Below are 17,654 nucleotides of genomic sequence, written 5' to 3'. Positions count from 1 at the left end.
TGGCACCCTTGACCGGGTGAGCACCCCTGAGCACCGCGCGGCGCCCGGCACGTCCGGGCGCCGCGCCCGCAATCCCATCGGCGGCCACGTCCCCGTGGCCGGCGGCCTGGCGTCGGCCGGCCTGGCCTACGCCCGCGAGCTGGGCGCCGAGGCCGTACAGGTCTTCGTCGCCAATCCGCGCGGCTGGGCCACCCCGCCCGGCGACCCGCGCCAGGACGAGGCGTTCCGCACCGCCTGCGCGGACGAGGGCATCCCCGCCTACGTCCACGCGCCGTACCTGATCAACTTCGGTTCGCACACCGAGGCGACCGCCGAGAAGTCCGTCGTCTCCCTGCGGCACTCGCTGCGGCGGGGCCGGGCCATCGGCGCGCTCGGCGTCGTCGTCCACACCGGCTCGGCCACCGGCGGCCGGGAGCGGGCCACGGCGCTCGCGCAGGTCGGGGAGCTGGTGCGCCCGCTCCTGGCCGAACTGGAGCCCGACGACGCCCCCTGGCTCCTCCTGGAACCCACGGCGGGCCAGGGCGCCTCGCTGTGCTCCCTCGCCGAGGACCTGGGCCCCTACCTCGACGCACTCGACCGGCACCCGCGCGTCGGCGTCTGCCTGGACACCTGCCACGCCTTCGCGGCGGGCCACGACCTCGCGGCCCCCGGCGGCGTCAAGGCGCTGCTGGACGAGATCACCGACGTCGCGGGCGAGGGACGGCTGCGGCTGGTCCACGCCAACGACTCCAAGGACGTCGTCGGCGCGCACAAGGACCGGCACGAGAACATCGGTGACGGCCACATCGGCGCCGCGCCCTTCGGCGAACTCCTGCGCCATCCGGCGACGGCGGGCGTCCCCCTGGTGATCGAGACCCCGGGCGGCAAGGAGGGCCACGCCACCGACGTCGCCCGCCTCAAGACCCTGCGCGACGCCTGACCCGGGCCGCCGGAGCCCGGTGGCGGGGAGGCCGGTGGCGGGGAGCCCGGCGGCAACCGGCCGGCGCACCCGGATCGTCCTTGCCCCCATGACGTCCGCGCCGCGCCAGCCGTCCAGCATCCCGCCGCCGTGGCCGCACTGCGGCCACGGCGCCACCCCGGCCGACCCGGTCGGCTGCCGCGGCGTCCACGCCGGTGGCCGCACCGCCTGCCTGGCCCACCTGGCGGAGGCCGACCGCGCCGCCTGCCTCGCGGCCCTGTCACCCGGCGCCGACCTCGACCACCGCGGCACCCCCTTCACCGCGGAACTGCTGCCCCGGCTCCTCACCGCCCTGCACGACCCCGCTACCGGCGGGCCCCGTACCGGCGACGCCCGGTTCGACGAGGCGTCCTTCTCCGGCGACGCCGTGTTCACCGGGACATCCTTCTCCGGCGACGCCTGGTTCAGCGGGGCGTCCTTCTGCGGCGACGCCCGGTTCAGCGGGGCGTCCTTCTCCCGCGGTGCCGTGTTCGGCGGGGCGTCCTTCTCCCGTGACGCCGAGTTCGGCAGGGCGTCCTTCTCCGGCGACGCCCGGTTCGGCGGGGTGCCCTTCTCCGGTGTCGCCTGGTTCGGCGGCGCGTCCTTCTGCGGTGATGCGTGGTTCAACGGCGCGCGCTTCTCCCGTGACGCCGTGTTCGCCAGGGCGTCCTTCTCCAGCGGCGCCGAGTTCGCCAGGGCGTCCTTCTGCGGCGACGCCTGGTTCAGCGGGGTGTCTTTCTCCGGTGTCGCCTGGTTCAACGGGATGTCCTTCTCCGGAAACACCATGTTCGACGGGGTGCGATTCGAGAGGGCGTCGAGTCTGGGACCGCTGGTGTGCGCACAGCGGGTGGTGCTGGACGGTGCGGTGTTCCAGCAGCCGGTGACGGTGGAGATCGCCGCCCGGCGGGTGAGCTGTGCCCGCACCCGGTGGGCGTCGACCGCCACGCTGCACCTGCGCTACGCCGACCTGGACCTGCGGGACGCCGTCTGCGAGTACCCGGTGCTGGTCGCCGCCCGCCCAGACCCCTTCCACGCCACCGGGACCGGCGGCCCGCTGCCGGAGGAGGAGCTGTCCGGGGAGGACCCCGGCGTGCGCCTGGCGTCGGTGGGCGGGGTGGACGCGGCGCACCTGGCGCTGCACGACATCGACCTGAGCGGGTGCCGGTTCGCCGGGGCCGTCCACCTCGACCAGCTCAAGGTGGACGGCTGGTGCACCTTCGCCGCCACCCCCGCGGGCTGGGGCAGGCGCTTCCCCTGGCGGTGGAGCCGCCGCAACACGCTGACCGAGGAGCACCACTGGCGGGTGCGCACCGCCCGCCGCTCGGGCCGGGCCACCGCCCGCGGCTGGGCCGTCCCGCCGCAGGACGCCCCCGAGCTGAAGACGGCGGCCGTGGCGGCGCTGTACCGGCAGTTGCGCAAGTCGCTGGAGGACGGCAAGAACGCGCCGGACGCCGCGGACTTCTACTACGGCGAGTGCGAGATGCGCCGCCACGACACCACCAGGCCGCGCGGGGAGCGGGCGCTGCTGGCCGTCTACTGGGCCCTGTCCGGGTACGGGCTGCGCGCCGCCCGCGCGCTGGTCTGGCTGGGGGCGTCCATGGCCGCCACGGTCGCGGTGCTGATGCTGTGGGGGCTGCCCGCCGACGACCCGAAGCCGACCCTCACCGGCCGCCAGAGCGGTCCGGACATCAGCCTGGCCGCCGACACCCCCGCCCCGGTCAACCCCACCGGCCCGCTGGCCGGGCGCGTCACCTCCGAGCGGGGCGAGAAGGCCCTGCGGGTGGTGATCAACTCGGTGGTCTTCCGCTCGTCCGGCCAGAACCTCACCACCACCGGCACCTACACCGAGATGGCCGCCCGGCTGGTCGAACCCGTCCTCCTCGGCCTGGCCGTCCTGGCGGTCCGCAACCGCGTCAGACGCTGACCGCCGCCGCGGGGGGGCCGTGACGTCGTCCGGCGCTCCGCCACCGGCCAAACCCAGCCGGGTGCCCCGGTTTTCACCTGCTATGCATGTTGCCCAACTCACACCTGACACACTGCTTCACACATGTGACACCCAGTCACGGGGTTCACCTGGAATCACAAGCCAATCCAGCCTAGCGACCGTCGAAGCGAAGACGGAAGCCGACGGAATCCGTGACATGACCAGGCGTCAGGAGACTCACCCTCCGTATTGGTGTTCATGGAATCTGCCCTTCCGGTGGAGGTTGTGGCGATGATGCAAAGGCGCACCGGGCGGTGCGCCTTCATTCGTGTGAGCTGTCGGGGCACTCATGGGAGGTCACCGGGAGCCGCGCACTACCCAGAGGGGGCTTTGCACGTGAGACGTGCACGTATGGCCGTGGCGGCGACGGCGGCAGGGGCGGCCCTGTCGCTGCTGGGCACCGGGGTGGCGTCAGCGGGTTCGGGTCCTGCGCCGTCGCCGCAGGAGCGGGCCGCCACGGAGGCGGCCGGGGCGGCGGGCACGGAGGCCGGTAACCCGCGCAGCGCCGTCGCCACCGCGTCGGGGGTCTGCTCGGACGCCTACCAGATCGGTTCGACCGCCTACGTCTACCGCAACACCGAGACGATCGCGTCGGTCAAGCAGTTCTACTCGCCCAGCTGCGACGAGAACTACGGCTACACCTGGGTGTGGCAGTCCTTCCTGGACCAGGACATCAACTTCGACCTCGTCACCGGGGTCTGGTCCTACGACCGCGACTACCTCGTCGGCAAGCGGCTGGTGATCGACACCCACGCCCAGGAGTTCTGGAGCAACGCCGCCGACACGGTCAACGAGTGCACCTCCGGCTACGGCCAGGTCACCATCCTCAACGAGGCCAGCTACGACGTGCGCTCCGAACAGCGCTGCTGAACCTCACCCGCGCCGCACACCTCTCGCACCGAGGAGCAGGACGGGGCGGCACCCGTGCAGGGGTGCCGCCCCACAGGTCCTGCTCCCTGACATCTCACGCCTGGAGAGACCTTCGTGAATTCTCGCACGCCGGCCTGGCGGCACCACAGATACCGGCTGCCGCTCTCGATCGTGGCGGCAGCCACGGCGGTCGCCACGATGACCGCCACCGTCACCGCCGCCAACGCCTCACCGCGCGCCGCGGCGTCCCCCGCGGCCGCCGCCAGCGCGAAACCGACACCACTGGGCGTCACCAAGGCACCGGCCAGCACGCCGGTCACCTCCGCCGAGACCGACAGCCCCCTGCTGAAGTCCGCCGCGGCCGACCCCGGTGTCGTCGCGGTCGGCGTCGGCCAGGTGCCGTGGTCGGGGTTCTTCAGCGCGCAGCTGTCCGACAGCGTCAGCGCCCAGATCAACTACGGTACCGGCAACCTCCTCGTCACCGTCGTCGGCTTCGACATCGCCGACGCCGGGCCGGGCCTGTCCTGGGGCAACACGTTCAACAGCCTCAACCAGTCGGGCTGGAACGCCACCACCGGCGCCGACTACCGCGTCATCGAGGCCACCCCGAACGCCGTGGTCGTCGAAGGACCGTCCGGCACCATGGCCGTCTTCGCCCGCGACGGTGACGGCTTCACCCCGGCCAAGGGCTACAAGCAGGACCTGACCGAGGCTTCGGACAAGAAGTCCTTCACCCTCACCAGCCGCAGCACCGGCCAGAAGACCACCTTCACCCGCTCGGGCACGACCGGCGACGCGCGGGTGTCCAAGGTGGAGGACAAGAACGGCAACGCCACCACGATCGCCTACGCGGGGTCCTTCGCCTCGGAGATCACCTCGGCGTCGGGGCGCACGCTCACGCTGTCCGACGACGGCACGCACATCACGAAGGTCACCGACGACACCGGCCGCTCGGTCGAGTACACCTACACCGGTGACCTGATCAGGACCTTCACCGACACCGCCGGGAAGACCACCACCTTCGACTACGACTCCTCCGACCGGCTGACCAAGGTCACGACGGCGGAGGGGCGGCAGACCACCTTCACCTGGGACAGCACGAAGGCCGCGTCCCTCACGCGGGTGGTGAACAACACCACCGGCGCCGGCAACACCACCGCCTTCCGCTGGCTGCTGCCGCCGAACAACAGCAACAGCGAGGGCTTCGTCCAGATCACGGACCCGCGCGGGAACAAGACCCTCAAGACGGTCGACGGCAGCTGGCGCACCAAGGAGACCGAGAACCCCCTCGGCCACACCCACTCCACGTCCTGGGGCCCGGACAACAACGTCGCCACCGCCACCGACGCCATGGGCGTCTCCCCGGCGGACGGCAACGTGACCAGCTACTCGTACGACTCGGCGTTCAACCCCACGACCGTCACCATCCCGACGGGCGCCTCGGCGACGGCGACGTGGGTGAAGAAGGGCAGCGGCTACTTCCCGGAGACGCTGACCAGCGCCTCCGACGAGAAGACCACCAACGCCTACGACGCCTCCGGCAACCTGCTCACCTCGCAGGACTCCACCTCCGGCGGCACCGCCGCCACGTGGACCTACACCTACAACCCCAAGTCGGGTGAGATGGACTGCGGCGGGCTGCCCGGCCAGCGCTGCACCGCCACCGACCCCCGGGGCAAGAAGACCAGCTACACCTACAACGCGGACGGCGACCTGACCAAGGTCACGCCGCCCAGCCCCCTTGAGCCGGTCACCTACACCTACGACGAACTGGGCCGCCAGAAGTCGACGACCGACGGCCGCGGCGTCACCACCACCTACACCTACGACGACCGCGACCGGGTCAGGACCCGGAGCGCAGGCAGCGCCACCGCCACCTTCACGTACGACGCGGACGGCAACCTCACCACCCGCACCACACCCGCCGGGACGTCGACCTTCACCTACGACGAGCAGAGCCGCGAACGCACCCGCGCCCTGCCCGGCACGCCGGTCACGTCGATCACCTACGACGCCAACGGCAACGTCGCCACCGCCACCGACGCCGCGGGCACGGTGACCTACGGCTACGACGACGCCAACCAGCTCACCTCCGTCACCGAGCCCGGCGGGGCGAAGACTACCCACACCTACAACAACAACGGCCAGCGTACGAAGACCACCTTCCCCGGCGGCACGACGCAGACCGTCACGCCCGACGACTCCAGCCGCCCCACGAAGGTCGAGGTGAAGTCCGGCTCGACCACGCTGTCGTCGATCACCTACGACTACGCCGACGGCGGCCAGGACACGGACAAGGTCCGCAAGCGCACCGCCGACGGCGCCGCCATCACCTACACCTACGACACCGCCGGGCGGCTGACCAAGGCGGTGGAGACCGAGGACGGTTCCACCACCGCGGGCTGGGCGTACTGCTACGACAAGGCGGGCAACCGCACCGGCAGCTCCACCGGCACCAGCCTCCCGGCCGACTGCGACGACGCCCAGCACACCTACGACTACAACGACGCGGGCCAGCTGACCGCCTACGACGGCCAGGACGGCTTCGGCTACGACGGCGCCGGGAACGAAACCGCCGCCGCCAGCCCCACCGGCACGCGCAGCGACGGAACGTGGACGCCGTTCACCCAGCTCGCCGCCTACACCCAGTCCGGCACCACCACGGACCAGACCTACGCCGGAGTGGACAACACCCACCGCCTGACCCGGGGTTCGGCGACGTTCACCAACGCCGCCGTCGGCCTCACCGGCCAGAACGTCTCCGGCACCGCCACCGGTTTCGTCCGTGAGCCCTCGGGCACGCTGGTGGCCATGAGGAGCGGCGGAAGCAGTCAGTACTACCTCACCGACGCCCAGGGCAGCGTCATCGGCCTGGTCGACGCCTCCGGCAACCGCACCGCCACCTACACCTACAGCCCCTACGGCGAGGCACGCACCGCCGACGGCCCCGCCGGCCAGCCCTACCGCTACACCGGCACCTACCTCGACCCGTCGGGGCTGTACAAGATGGGCGCCCGCTACTACGACCCGGCCCTGGGCCGCTTCACCCAGCCCGACCCCAGCGGCCAGGAGACCAACGCCTACCTCTACGCCGGTGGCGACCCCGTCAACCGCAGCGACCCCAGCGGCCTTGAATCCTGGCCCTCATGGTCGATCGGTGGAGAGGTCTGCTTCTACCTGTGCCTAGGGGGCGGGTACGCGCAAAACAAGGACGGAAGTGAAGGCGGAGGATACTTCCGAGTCGGGCTAGGATTGCCAGGCGCCTCCACGAGCTATCAGGAAAACACCGGAAACATTTCGAGCGGTACCGACGGTTACTTCTACGGCAGTTGCGACTTCATCGCTGGCTCAGCTGAGGCCAACTGGGGCGGAGGCATGCCGGATTTCGGTGCAGGGCCGGGGATAAGCACTCCCGGCTGTTCCGGCGGCTCCCATATTCAATTCTAATGGATTGAATACAAACAAGAGTGAGAGGTGGTAGATAAAAGAACAAAGCAATTCCCTACCCCCCCGACACCCTGTGAGCCGGGCGAAGCAATAAGGTTTCGCCCGGCTCACGCACCCAGTGTATACCCTCGGCTAGCATGGTGCCAGGGACAGGCAATCCGGCCCCTTTCACCGGAATACATTAGGAGGAGAGCCATAGAAGGCTGGGAGTCACCGCAATGGATATTGGCCGCCACAGAGGGCTGGGAAATGACACCTGGGCTACTAGTTGTCTTTTTCTGCATATGGGCAGCCGTTGGAATTTTCATCACCTATAAGATCTCTTCGAATTGGAAGAAGCGCAAGCACAGGAGCAACGGCAAGTAACTTTGCCGCGCCGCCCGCCCAGGAGGGGCCACGTGGACATTGCTATGAAAATTATCGTCGCTGTAGTCGGTGCGGGATTTGTTATTTTCGCCAAGCCGCTAGAGCGAATGAACGCGGCTAGCTCCAGATTTTTTTTTGCAGAAGCACGCGGCCCAAAGGGAACGATGTTCAGCATTTGGGCGTTTCGCATCATTGGTAGTATTCTAGCCGTTGGGGGGCTTCTTTCCGCACTGGGAATATGGGCATAATTCAGATCGGCCGTGGTAGGTCGTCGGCGGAGTTGGCAGCCGTTCCGTGCGTTCCGGAACGGCTCGCGCCGCGTAATTTCCGCGCCTTCGCTAGACGACACGTGGTGGCCCGGGAAGGCACCCCGGGCCACCCGCTCTCTCACAGAAAGAGGGGTACCGTATGAAGGACATCATCGTCCCGTTGCTTGCTATCTTGGGCGGCTTGGTACTCATCCTTTATAGCCGATGGTTTGCCCGCAAGGCGGTGACGCAGAACAATATATTCGGAAGAGCCAACGCCACCGCAGGAGAAAAGAGCGTGCGGATGGGCCCGCTCTTGATCGGAGGCTTCCTCGTCATCGTCGGCCTGCTCATCCCCCTCGGCGTCATACAGCCTGACTGAACGAGCGCTGACGGCCGTCCCAGTACGCCGACGCCTTCCTCGACCTCAGCGGCCCTGATCTCTCCCACGTGTTCGGCGGGTGGCAGAAGCAGTGATGATCTTAGATGCCTCCCGTCACGACGGGGGACCTAATCCTTTTGTTTTCACTAGATGGATTTTTCGTGGGCATACCGTTCAGTATCTTCCTCACCGTATTTGGCGTATCTCTACTGATCTTCAGAGCGCGGTTCGTGCGTGGAGCGATGGAGAGTCAGCGAGAAATTTTCGGCACGGGCGGAAAATGGTCCGAAAAGGTCGGGCACCTGATGGTGATCGTCATGGGCAGCGGCATGGCGCTGCTAGGCATTCTCGGAATCTTTCGGGTGGTGTAACGAAAGGATCGGAGGAGGCGGAGGGAATGATTACATGAGGCTGCTGCTCGGCGCCGCCATGATCACCATGGGAATGACCATCCTCGTCTTTCTCGGGCGACTGGTGCGCGCGTCCGTTGCCGGCCAACGAGAAATCTTCGGCGCGAGCGGCAGAATTTCAGAGATTTACGGCAGGATCATTTTTAGCGGAGTCGGCAGCGGCTTGGCAATTCTCGGGATTCTCATCCTGGCGGGCAGAGTCGATCTATGACACGCAAGTGACATTACTCCAGGCGTGGTTTGCTGATCCAGGCTCCGTGGCGACACTTGATTTATCTTTTTCGCCGCATCAACGCGACGGAATAACTGACGGAAGAACGCCGGACCGACAAGCGGAGAAATGGTGTTCTGGAGTAATCGCAGAATCGAAAGATTCCTCACCTCTGAGGAACATTTGGTCAGCGTCTTCAGTGCGCGCATACCGAGGGGAAGAATACCGTTCTGGCTACTACTGGAGGGGTACATCATTGCACTTACCAGTAGCCGAGTGCTGGTCATCGATCACCATTCGCTCACCGGCGCTCCCGGAAAGGTGGTGTGGGAGGCTTCGAGGCGTGAGTGCTCCGCCTCTTTACAGCACGACCGTCTGAAAGTGGACAGGCAAGGTGACTCCTTCAGAGGCGGGCGGGAGTTGCTGGTTTCACCCATGCGCACCTTGGACGTGGGGCGCTTCGTGGACGACCTGTCGCCATCCGGTTAGTTCCTGCCCGTCCACGTGCGGGAAAACGGCGCTTACCAAAGCGGCGCGGGATCGCCGTGCTGGCGCTCGCGGGACGGTTGCCGCAACCTTCCCGCCGTGTCCCGCTGAGATTGACGTCCCCGCACGTCAGCGTCTGGGACGTCCCGCGCGGACGTCACTTGGGCGGTGGCTGTTGAGGTCCGTGTCCCTTCGCCCGCAGGCTGTTCACCGAGCCGCCCGCAGCGGTCGGCTCCGGTCATCGGAAGGGATACGTATGCGAGCCATGACGAGGGCTCTCGTTAGTGTCACCACCGCCGTCGGAATCGCCGCCGGAAGCCTGGCCGCCGCAGGCACCAGCTTCGCGGCGGCCCCGGAAACGACGCCGGTGGCGAGCACGAAGGCGTTCGCCCCGCTCGCCGTGGTCAACCTCGGTCTGACCACGCAGGAGGCCAGCATGCTTCAGTACAAGCACCTGCGGCACTGGGGCTACACCGGCGCGCTCGACGGACAGCTCGGCACCAACAGCTGGAAGGCGATGCAGCGCCAGCTGAGGCACTGGGGTTACAACGGCGCGATCGACGGAATCGTCGGCACCGGAACGGTGAAGGCGTTGCAGCGCTTCCTCAAGCAGTGGCACAACTACAACGGTGCGATTGACGGCATCGCCGGTTCGGGGACCATCGCGGCGTTCAAGCGGATGGCCAGAGTGACCTGAGCCGAGACGACACGTCCGCCGCTCCGGAGCCCGCGATCGCCCGATGAACGCCTCCAAGGAGCCTTTCGGCCCGGGGGGGGCGGGCCATGGGTTCCGGGGCGGCTGGCCGTGGGGTGTCACCCGGTCGGCCGGGTTCGGGGGCGGCCGCGTGGGGAACCCGGCCCCTCGGCGCCCCAGCGATGCCCCGAGCCGCTGGGGCGCCGTCGCGCTCCGGGGGGGGGGGCGAGACGGCAGAAGGGTGGCGGCTACAGCTCCGGGCCGTCGCCCGGGGTCTCCTGGTAGGAGTAGCGCTGCTCGCTCCACGGATCGCCGAGGTTGTGGTAGCCGCGCTCCTCCCAGAAGCCCCGGCGGTCGGCGGTCATGTACTCCACACCGCGCACCCACTTCGGGCCCTTCCAGGCGTACAGGTGCGGCACCACGAGCCGCAGCGGGAAGCCGTGCTCGGCGGTCAGCAGCTCCCCGGCCCGGTGCGTGGCGAAGAGGGTGTGGTCGGCGGTGAAGTCGGCGAGCCGGAGGTTCGCGCTGTACCCGTACTCGGCCCACACCATGACGTGCGTGACGTCGGGGGCGGGCGGTGCCAGGTCCAGCACGGTGCGGGCGCGGACGCCGCCCCACTCGACACCGAGCATGCTGAACTTCGTCACGCAGTGCAGGTCGGCGGTGACGGTGTCGTAGGGGAGAGTGGTGAACTCCTCGTGCGTCCAGCAGCGCTTGTCGCCGTCGGCCGTGGCGCCGAAGACGCGGAATTCCCAGCGCTCGGCCCGGAACTTCGGTACGGGCCCGTAGTGGGTCACCGGCCAGCCGCGCTGGAGCCGCTGGCCCGGCGGGAGCTGTTCGTCCCCCGGTGCGCGGCTCTGAGGCTGACCCATGCCTCCCATGGTGACAGACCCGGCCCCGTGGTCCCGACCGGCCTTCCCCGAAGACCCCGGTAATCAGGGCATTTCGGTAAGCCTTCGCTTACTGGACGCGATCACGCGCCGGTGCGAGGATCGATCACGTCAACGATCATCGTGCTGGAAGGAGCCGCTGTCATGCAGGGCGATTCCGAGGTCCTCGAATTCCTCAACGAGCAGCTCACCGCCGAGCTGACCGCGATCAACCAGTACTTCCTGCACGCCAAGATGCAGGAGAACTTCGGCTGGACCAAGCTCGCCAAGTACACGCGCGCCGAGTCCTTCGACGAGATGAAGCACGCGGAGCGGCTGACCGACCGCATCCTGTTCCTGGACGGCCTGCCGAACTACCAGCGGCTGTTCCACGTGCGGGTGGGGCAGACGGTGACGGAGATGTTCCAGGCGGACCGGCAGATCGAGGTCGAGGCCATCGACCGGCTGCGGCGGGGCATCGAGGTCATGCGCGCCAAGGGCGACGTCACCTCGGCCAACATCTTCGAGGACATCCTCGCGGACGAGGAGCACCACATCGACTACCTGGACACGCAGCTCGAACTGATCGAGAAGCTGGGTGAGGCGCTGTACATCGCGCAGCTCATCGAGCAGCCGAGCGAGGCGTGACGCCCGGGGGCCGGGGCTGAGACCGCCGGGGCTGAAACCGCCGGGACGGAGACCGGAGCGTGCGCCGGGGCTGCCCGGTCTAGGCGGCCTCGTGGACGCGCTGCGGGCCGACGGCGGGGGCGGGCACGGGCTCGGCGGTCAGCGCGGGCGCGCCCTGGTCCGCCAGTTCCCGGCGGGGGCAGGCGCCCCGGCCCAGGATGCCCTGGATGCGCCGCACGCACGAGCCGCAGTCCGTCCCGGCCTTGCAGGCCGAGGCGATCTGCCGGGGCGTGCAGGCACCGGCGTCCGCATGCTGACGCACTTGCTGTTCGGTGACGCCGAAGCACGAGCAGACGTACACGCGGGCACCTCCGGAGCGCGGAACCGTACCCCTGGGGGGCCGTTGATCAATAAGGTTACCCTTACCTTACCCATCCCGCGCGGTGGACGAAAGCCCGTGGGGCGCGGATCGCTGTGATCCGCGCCCCACGGGCTCGCTGCTGCTTCCGGTCGCCTGGGCCGCCTACTGGTGGCGGTACATCTCCGCGACGAGGAACGCCAGGTCCAGCGACTGGCTGCGGTTGAGCCGCGGGTCGCAGGCCGTCTCGTAGCGCTGGTGCAGGTCGTCCACGAAGATCTCGTCGCCGCCGCCCACGCACTCGGTGACGTCGTCGCCGGTCAGCTCCACGTGGATGCCGCCGGGGTGCGTGCCCAGGCCCTTGTGCACCTCGAAGAAGCCCTTGACCTCGTCCAGCACGTCGTCGAAGCGCCGCGTCTTGTGGCCGGAGGCCGCCTCGAAGGTGTTGCCGTGCATCGGGTCGCACACCCAGGCCACCCGCGCGCCGGACGCCGTGACCTTCTCCACCAGCGTCGGCAGCCGGTCGCGGACCTTGTCCGCGCCCATGCGCGTGATGAACGTCAGCCGGCCCGGCTCGCGCGCGGGGTCCAGCCGGTCGATCAGCGTCAGCGCCTCTTCGGGCGTCGTCGTCGGACCGAGCTTGACGCCGATCGGGTTCCGGATGCGGGAGGCGAACTCGATGTGCGCGTGGTCGAGCTGCCGGGTGCGCTCACCGATCCACACCATGTGCCCGGAGACGTCGTACAGCTCGCCGCTGCGGGAGTCCACCCGGGTCAGGGCGGCCTCGTAGTCCAGCAGCAGCGCCTCGTGGGAGGCGAAGAACTCGACGGTCTTGAACTCCTCCGGGTCCACCCCGCAGGCGTTCATGAAGTTCAGCGCCCGGTCGATCTCGCGGGCCAGTGCCTCGTAGCGCTGCCCGGAGGGCGAGTTCCGCACGAAGTCCTGGTTCCAGGCGTGCACCTGCCGCAGGTCGGCGTAGCCGCCGGTGGTGAAGGCGCGGACGAGGTTCAGCGTGGACGCCGACGCCTGGTACATGCGCTTGAGCCGCTGCGGGTCCGGGGTGCGGGCCTCGGGCGTGAACTCGAAGCCGTTCACCGAGTCGCCCCGGTAGGTGGGCAGGGTCACCCCGTCGCGCGTCTCCGTCGGCTTCGAGCGGGGCTTGCTGTACTGGCCCGCGATCCGTCCGACCTTCACCACGGGCACGGACCCCGCGTAGGTGAGGACGGCGCCCATCTGGAGGAGCGTCTTGAGCTTGTTGCGGATGTGCTCGGCGGAGACGCCGTCGAACGCCTCGGCGCAGTCCCCGCCCTGGAGCAGGAACGCCTCGCCCTTCGCCACGGCGGCGAGCTGCTCCTTGAGCTGGTCGCACTCCCCGGCGAACACCAGCGGCGGATAGGACTCCAGCTCGGCGATCACGTCGCGCAGAGCCTTGGCGTCCGGGTAGTCGGGCTGCTGCGCCGCGGGAAGATCCCGCCAGGTGGCGGTAGGGGAGCTGCTCTCAGCGTTCACGGTCACGGAATCCAGGTTACGGCGTCCCCGCGGCCGGTTTTCGCCGTGCCCGACAGATGAGACGCACCGGCACACGAACCACACCGTCTTGCCGGACGCCTCCGCCCTGACCCCGTGCTCGTCCGAGACGAGCGCCAGCAGGACGAGCCCGCGGCCGTCCTCGTCCGTGACGCGGGCCTGGCGCGGCAGCGGCAGCACGGAGTGCCGGTCGTACACCTCCACCCGCACCCCGCCGGGCCGCCGCAGCACGGTCAGGCGGCACCGGCGGTCCGGCACGTGCCGGTGGACGTTCGTCAGCAGCTCGGTGACGCCCAGTTCCACGGCGTCCGCGACGGCGCTCATGCCCCACATCCGCAGGTACGTCCGCACGATGCGCCGCACATGACCCGGCGAGTGATCGCCGACGGTCAGTTCCATGCGGTACTGCTCGGGCGGGAAGTCGAAGTGCTCAACAATCACGTTCACACCACAAGCCTGCTCTGCGCCAACTACGCTGAGCTATGGCGTGAATACAACTTCGTTCGCTGTGGGGGCGACCATGCCGAACATCAAGCGGCTCGACCCGGGAGCGTCACCGCTCCACTACTTCGGCGCGGAACTGCGCCGCCTGCGCGAGGCCGCAGGGCTCACCCTGGACCAGCTCGGCGGCATCGTCTTCCTCACCGGCTCGATGATCGGCCAGGTGGAGACGGCGACGAAGACGCCCAAGTCGGAGCACGTGCCACGGCTGGACACGGCGCTGGGCGCCCAGGGCGACCTCGTCCGGCTCTGGGAGTTCGTGCAGCGGCACCGGCTGCCGAGCTGGTTCCAGGGCATCGCCATACTGGAGGCGAAGGCGACGGAGATCCGCGTCTTCCAGGCCCAACTGGTGCACGGGCTGCTCCAGACGGAGAGCTACGCCCGCGCGGTGCTCGGCGTCATGAGCCAGAGCGAGCTGGACACGAAGCTGGAGGGCCGACTCGACCGGCAGCGCATCCTCACCCGCGACGACCCTCCCCTGCTGTGGGTCGTGCTGGACGAGGCCGTGCTCCACCGGGCGATCGGCGGGCGGGCGGTGATGCGTGGGCAACTGGCGCACTTGTTGAGCTTCGCCGCACACGACCACGTGCAGATTCAGGTGCTGCCCTTCGAAGCGGGCGCGCACACGGCGCTACCAGGCTCGTTCACTCTCTTCTCGTTCCCCGATGAGGCGGACGTGGCCTACTCGGAGGGGTACGAGGAGGGCTGGGCGACGGCCAACACGAAGGAGGTGGCGAACCGTTCGCTTCGGTACGATCTGCTGCGGACGGACGCCCTCTCCACGAGGAAGTCGGCCGAGCTGATCGCCCGCCTGATGGAGGAACACTATGGAGACGAGCCCGCGCCCGGCCGGAGCACTGTGGCGTAAGTCCAGCTACAGCGCTGACACCGGCGGCGAATGCGTCGAGTGCGCGACGCTCCACGGGGCGGCGTGGCGCAAGTCCAGCCACAGCGGTGACGACGGCGGCTCCTGCGTCGAGGTCGCGGGGCTGCCGCACCTCGTCGCCATCCGCGACTCCAAGCGGCCCGACGGCCCCGCCCTCACCCTCTCCCCCGCCGCCTTCACCGCCTTCATCCACGCCACCGCCGCCACCCCGGGACGCTGAACGGGCACACGTCCGGGCGTCCCGGTCAGGTGTCGTCGCTGTACCAGCGCTTGCCGCAGGAGGAGCAGCGGTAGGCCGTGATGGAGAGCCTCCGCGTACGTTCGTCGCTGTGCGCCCAGACGTGCCCGCCGATGAAGCGGCAGGCGCCGGGGCCGAGTCTGCGGGCCAGGCGGGTCCGCCACGTACTGACGGCATCCGCGGCGATCACCACCCCGATGGCCAGGAACGGCACCGACAGCACCACGCCCACGAGCGCGACCAGCTTCCACAAGACGTCCATGGCAGACGGAGCCCCTTCTCCCCGTACGACGTTGCGACCGCAGCGTCAGCAGTCAGCATGGAACGTGCGGGCCGCGAACGACGCCGGATCGCGAAGAATGGCGGCGGCGCGTGGGGCGAGATGGCCGGGCTGCCCCGCTTCGTCGCCGGGTGCCTCCGGCGGGTTCGGGGTGGCCGACGAGGCCGTTGTCGTGGCTGGTCGGGGCCGGTAGGGTCACCTGCCGTGAACACCGGGCCGGCGCTGCGCCACTCACGGATCGGCTACCCGGTGGAGGGCTGATCCCAGGGCGGGTGCGGAGAAGGCACCCCCTCAGTCCGGCACGCGGACCTCCCAGTGCCCGAGCACTGCGCGTCCGTTGTCGTGTCGAACACAACTGAGGTCACCTGCATGGCAGTCACGTTCAACCACACCATCATCGCCGCCAAAGACCGCGGCGAGTCAGCTCGCTTCTTCCGCGAGCTGCTGGAGTTGCCGGAAGCACCCTCGTGGGGCCCGTTCACCAACATCCAGCTCGCTGACGGCGTACTGCTCCAGTTCGCCGAGCCGCCGGTGGAGATCCAGATGCAGCACTACGCGTTCCTCGTCGACGACGAGCTGTTCGACCGGGCGTACCGGCGGCTGTGCGATCGCGGCATCGAGCACTGGGCCGATCCGCAGATGCGGCGCCCCGGTGAGACGAACGACGAGCACGGCGGCCGGGGCGTGTACTTCAAGGACCCCGCCGGGCACGCGATCGAGCTGATCACCCGCCCCTACCTGTAACCGGCCGGCGGGGCGGGACGTCCCGCGTGCCGCCCCGTGCGCGGAGGTCGCGTACGCGGCGGCACGGGGGTCTGGCCGGTGGTCGGTCAGGCCGGTCAGCCGGTCACTGGGTCAGTCGGTCAGGCGGAAGTCGGCCTGGGCGCTGCCGAGGTCACCGACCCTGAAGATGACGTGCGGGATGTCACCGGCCTTGCGCCCGCTGGTCCTCACCTCGGTCCACAGGCGCTGGCTCTCGCCCCGGGGGGGGACGTGCGGGTGGACGTTGGGGCAGGTGGCGGTGTTGTCGGCGTTGACCTTGCACTCCGCCTTCCGCACACCGCTGCCGTCGTGGAGGCAGACCTCCCGCCAGGGCATGTACTCCACGCCCGGACCGGGCGTGAGCGTGAGCGTCCCGTTCCTCACCACCCTCACGCAGTCCCCGCACGTGCCAGGCGAGGCCGCTCCCGGCGCCGTTGGCGTAGGCGCCCCCGGCCCGGTCCAGGGTGCGACGGGACTCGGACGAGAAGCCCTCCCGGCCGGGCGCCGCCCGCGCGGGCGACGGGTTCCGACAGGGCTTCGCCCCTGCCCTGCCCCCGCCGCCCGGCGAGCCCCACGCGGCCGCGTCCCGCTCCACCCCGTACAACGGACCTCCGCCACAGGGACGGAAACCCGGCGGAGCCGGGGCGGCTCAGCCCGGCAGGTCCCCGGCGTACCGGTAGATGTTGCCGCCGGAGTTCACGCCCCACACCGTCCCGTCGGCCGCCGCGCCGATGTCCGACAGACCGCCGGAGACGTTGACCCACGGGTTCGCGTCGTCACCGGAGTACCGGTAGATCCTCCCCTGCGCGTTCACCCCCCAGACGTTCGTCCGGGACCCGGCCGAGATCCGCGCGAGGCTGCCGGAGACGCGCACCCAGTGCGTCGAGCTGCGGTCGCCGTCGTACCGGTAGATGTTCCCGGCGGCGTTCACGCCCCACACCGTCCCGTCGGCCGCCGCGCCGATGTCCACCAGCGTGCCGGGGATGTTGACCCACGGGTTCGCGTCGTCACCGGTGAACCGGTAGATCTTCCCCGCCGTGTTCACGCCCCACACGTTGGTGCGGGACCCGGCCGAGATGCGCGTCAGGGCACCGGGGATTCCGGCCCAGCGGGCTGAGCCGAGGTCGCCGCCGTACCGGTAGATGTTGCCGCCGGAGTTCACGCCCCACACCGTCCCGTCGGCCGCCGCGCCGATGTCCGACAGACCGCCGGGGATGTTCACCCACGGACTGGCGTCGTCACCGCTGAACCGGTAGATGCCGCCGTTCGCGTTGACGCCCCACACGTTCGTCCGGGAGCCGGCCGAGATCGCCGTGAGGCCACCGGAGATCTGCTTCCACTCAGCCATACCGTTCTCCTGCCTGTTGCACGTGGACGTTGCAAGCAGGAACTTGGCGGGGAGACACGGTGCGCAAACAGCCCATCACACCTGGTTGACGAGCCCATGATCCGAAAATCGGCGTTTGCGGACCAGGGGCCCGTGTGGGCTCCGGTCGCCGGACCTCCGGACCCGGCCGCCACCTGGCCGGAAACCGGTACCGCCCCCGGGTGATCGACACGGCCCCCGTCCT

General features: G+C 69.3%; 18 protein-coding genes and 1 pseudogene. 12 read left to right on the top strand and 7 right to left on the bottom strand.

The window, feature by feature from the left end:
* The first annotated feature begins 16 nt into the window (after positions 1-16).
* From V1J52_RS11085 to V1J52_RS11050, 8 genes are all read left to right on the top strand, one after another.
* The gene (locus V1J52_RS11085; protein WP_330139490.1) at positions 17-919 is read left to right on the top strand and encodes a deoxyribonuclease IV; all 903 of its coding nucleotides are present in this window, start codon (positions 17-19) and stop codon (positions 917-919) included.
* 88 nt (positions 920-1,007) lie between these two features.
* Positions 1,008-2,861: a pentapeptide repeat-containing protein gene (locus V1J52_RS11080; RefSeq protein WP_330139489.1), complete on the top strand. Its 1,854-nt coding sequence runs from the start codon at positions 1,008-1,010 to the stop codon at positions 2,859-2,861.
* Positions 2,862-3,257: 396 nt separating this feature from the next.
* Positions 3,258-3,791, top strand: a complete 534-nt coding sequence (locus V1J52_RS11075) for a hypothetical protein (RefSeq protein ID WP_330139488.1) — start codon at positions 3,258-3,260, stop codon at positions 3,789-3,791.
* Between the two features lie 114 nt (positions 3,792-3,905).
* Positions 3,906-7,238, top strand: a complete 3,333-nt coding sequence (locus tag V1J52_RS11070) for an RHS repeat-associated core domain-containing protein (RefSeq protein ID WP_330139487.1) — start codon at positions 3,906-3,908, stop codon at positions 7,236-7,238.
* A gap of 774 nt (positions 7,239-8,012) precedes the next feature.
* Positions 8,013-8,234 (top strand): hypothetical protein, encoded by a 222-nt coding sequence (locus tag V1J52_RS11065; protein ID WP_330139486.1) that lies wholly within the window; start codon positions 8,013-8,015, stop codon positions 8,232-8,234.
* A gap of 161 nt (positions 8,235-8,395) precedes the next feature.
* Positions 8,396-8,605 carry a hypothetical protein gene (locus tag V1J52_RS11060; RefSeq protein ID WP_330139485.1) on the top strand — a complete coding sequence of 70 codons (210 nt, stop codon included), beginning with the start codon at positions 8,396-8,398 and terminating at the stop codon, positions 8,603-8,605.
* A 34-nt stretch (positions 8,606-8,639) separates the two neighbouring features.
* A complete protein-coding gene (locus tag V1J52_RS11055) occupies positions 8,640-8,855 on the top strand; it encodes a hypothetical protein (RefSeq protein WP_330139484.1) in 216 nt (71 codons plus the stop codon).
* Positions 8,856-9,597: 742 nt separating this feature from the next.
* Positions 9,598-10,038, top strand: coding sequence for a peptidoglycan-binding domain-containing protein (locus V1J52_RS11050; protein WP_330139483.1), 441 nt, complete (start codon positions 9,598-9,600; stop codon positions 10,036-10,038).
* Between the two features lie 245 nt (positions 10,039-10,283).
* On the opposite strand, the gene V1J52_RS11045 is transcribed toward V1J52_RS11050, so the two are convergent.
* Positions 10,284-10,907, bottom strand: a complete 624-nt coding sequence (locus V1J52_RS11045) for a sulfite oxidase-like oxidoreductase (RefSeq protein ID WP_330139482.1) — start codon at positions 10,905-10,907, stop codon at positions 10,284-10,286.
* 162 nt (positions 10,908-11,069) lie between these two features.
* On the opposite strand from V1J52_RS11045, the gene bfr reads away from it, so the two are divergent.
* The gene (bfr, locus tag V1J52_RS11040; RefSeq protein WP_330139481.1) at positions 11,070-11,552 is read left to right on the top strand and encodes a bacterioferritin; all 483 of its coding nucleotides are present in this window, start codon (positions 11,070-11,072) and stop codon (positions 11,550-11,552) included.
* A gap of 79 nt (positions 11,553-11,631) precedes the next feature.
* Here the strand turns inward: bfr and V1J52_RS11035 are convergent, their stop codons facing one another.
* From V1J52_RS11035 to V1J52_RS11025, 3 genes and pseudogenes are all read right to left on the bottom strand, one after another.
* The gene (locus tag V1J52_RS11035; RefSeq protein WP_330139480.1) at positions 11,632-11,892 is read right to left on the bottom strand and encodes a (2Fe-2S)-binding protein; all 261 of its coding nucleotides are present in this window, start codon (positions 11,890-11,892) and stop codon (positions 11,632-11,634) included.
* Between the two features lie 162 nt (positions 11,893-12,054).
* Entirely contained in the window at positions 12,055-13,404 is a 1,350-nt protein-coding gene (locus V1J52_RS11030; protein WP_330139588.1) for a class II 3-deoxy-7-phosphoheptulonate synthase, read from the bottom strand.
* Positions 13,405-13,482: 78 nt separating this feature from the next.
* Positions 13,483-13,815, bottom strand: a pseudogene (locus V1J52_RS11025) (ATP-binding protein); the annotation flags it as partial.
* 121 nt (positions 13,816-13,936) lie between these two features.
* Here V1J52_RS11025 and V1J52_RS11020 point away from each other — a divergent pair.
* Positions 13,937-14,785 (top strand): helix-turn-helix domain-containing protein, encoded by an 849-nt coding sequence (locus V1J52_RS11020; protein ID WP_330139479.1) that lies wholly within the window; start codon positions 13,937-13,939, stop codon positions 14,783-14,785.
* The gene (locus V1J52_RS11015) at positions 14,745-15,023 is read left to right on the top strand and encodes a DUF397 domain-containing protein (protein ID WP_330139478.1); all 279 of its coding nucleotides are present in this window, start codon (positions 14,745-14,747) and stop codon (positions 15,021-15,023) included. The genes V1J52_RS11020 and V1J52_RS11015 overlap by 41 nt, the downstream gene beginning before the upstream one ends.
* A 25-nt stretch (positions 15,024-15,048) precedes the next feature.
* On the opposite strand, the gene V1J52_RS11010 is transcribed toward V1J52_RS11015, so the two are convergent.
* Positions 15,049-15,303 (bottom strand): hypothetical protein, encoded by a 255-nt coding sequence (locus V1J52_RS11010; RefSeq protein WP_330139477.1) that lies wholly within the window; start codon positions 15,301-15,303, stop codon positions 15,049-15,051.
* 387 nt (positions 15,304-15,690) lie between these two features.
* Here V1J52_RS11010 and V1J52_RS11005 point away from each other — a divergent pair, with 387 nt between their 5' ends.
* A complete protein-coding gene (locus V1J52_RS11005) occupies positions 15,691-16,065 on the top strand; it encodes a VOC family protein (protein WP_330139476.1) in 375 nt (124 codons plus the stop codon).
* A 111-nt stretch (positions 16,066-16,176) separates the two neighbouring features.
* Here the strand turns inward: V1J52_RS11005 and V1J52_RS11000 are convergent, their stop codons facing one another.
* Together V1J52_RS11000 and V1J52_RS10995 are read right to left on the bottom strand one after the other, a co-directional pair.
* Positions 16,177-16,476 (bottom strand): hypothetical protein, encoded by a 300-nt coding sequence (locus V1J52_RS11000; protein WP_330139475.1) that lies wholly within the window; start codon positions 16,474-16,476, stop codon positions 16,177-16,179.
* A 256-nt stretch (positions 16,477-16,732) separates the two neighbouring features.
* Positions 16,733-17,431, bottom strand: coding sequence for a tectonin domain-containing protein (locus V1J52_RS10995; RefSeq protein ID WP_330139474.1), 699 nt, complete (start codon positions 17,429-17,431; stop codon positions 16,733-16,735).
* Positions 17,432-17,654: the final 223 nt, after the last annotated feature.

Origin of the sequence: Streptomyces solitudinis (assembly GCF_036323765.1) — a bacterium.
GTDB lineage: Bacteria > Actinomycetota > Actinomycetes > Streptomycetales > Streptomycetaceae > Streptomyces.
The sequence above is the reverse complement of the archived record's forward strand: the minus strand, read 5'-3'. Positions and strand labels throughout refer to the sequence as shown.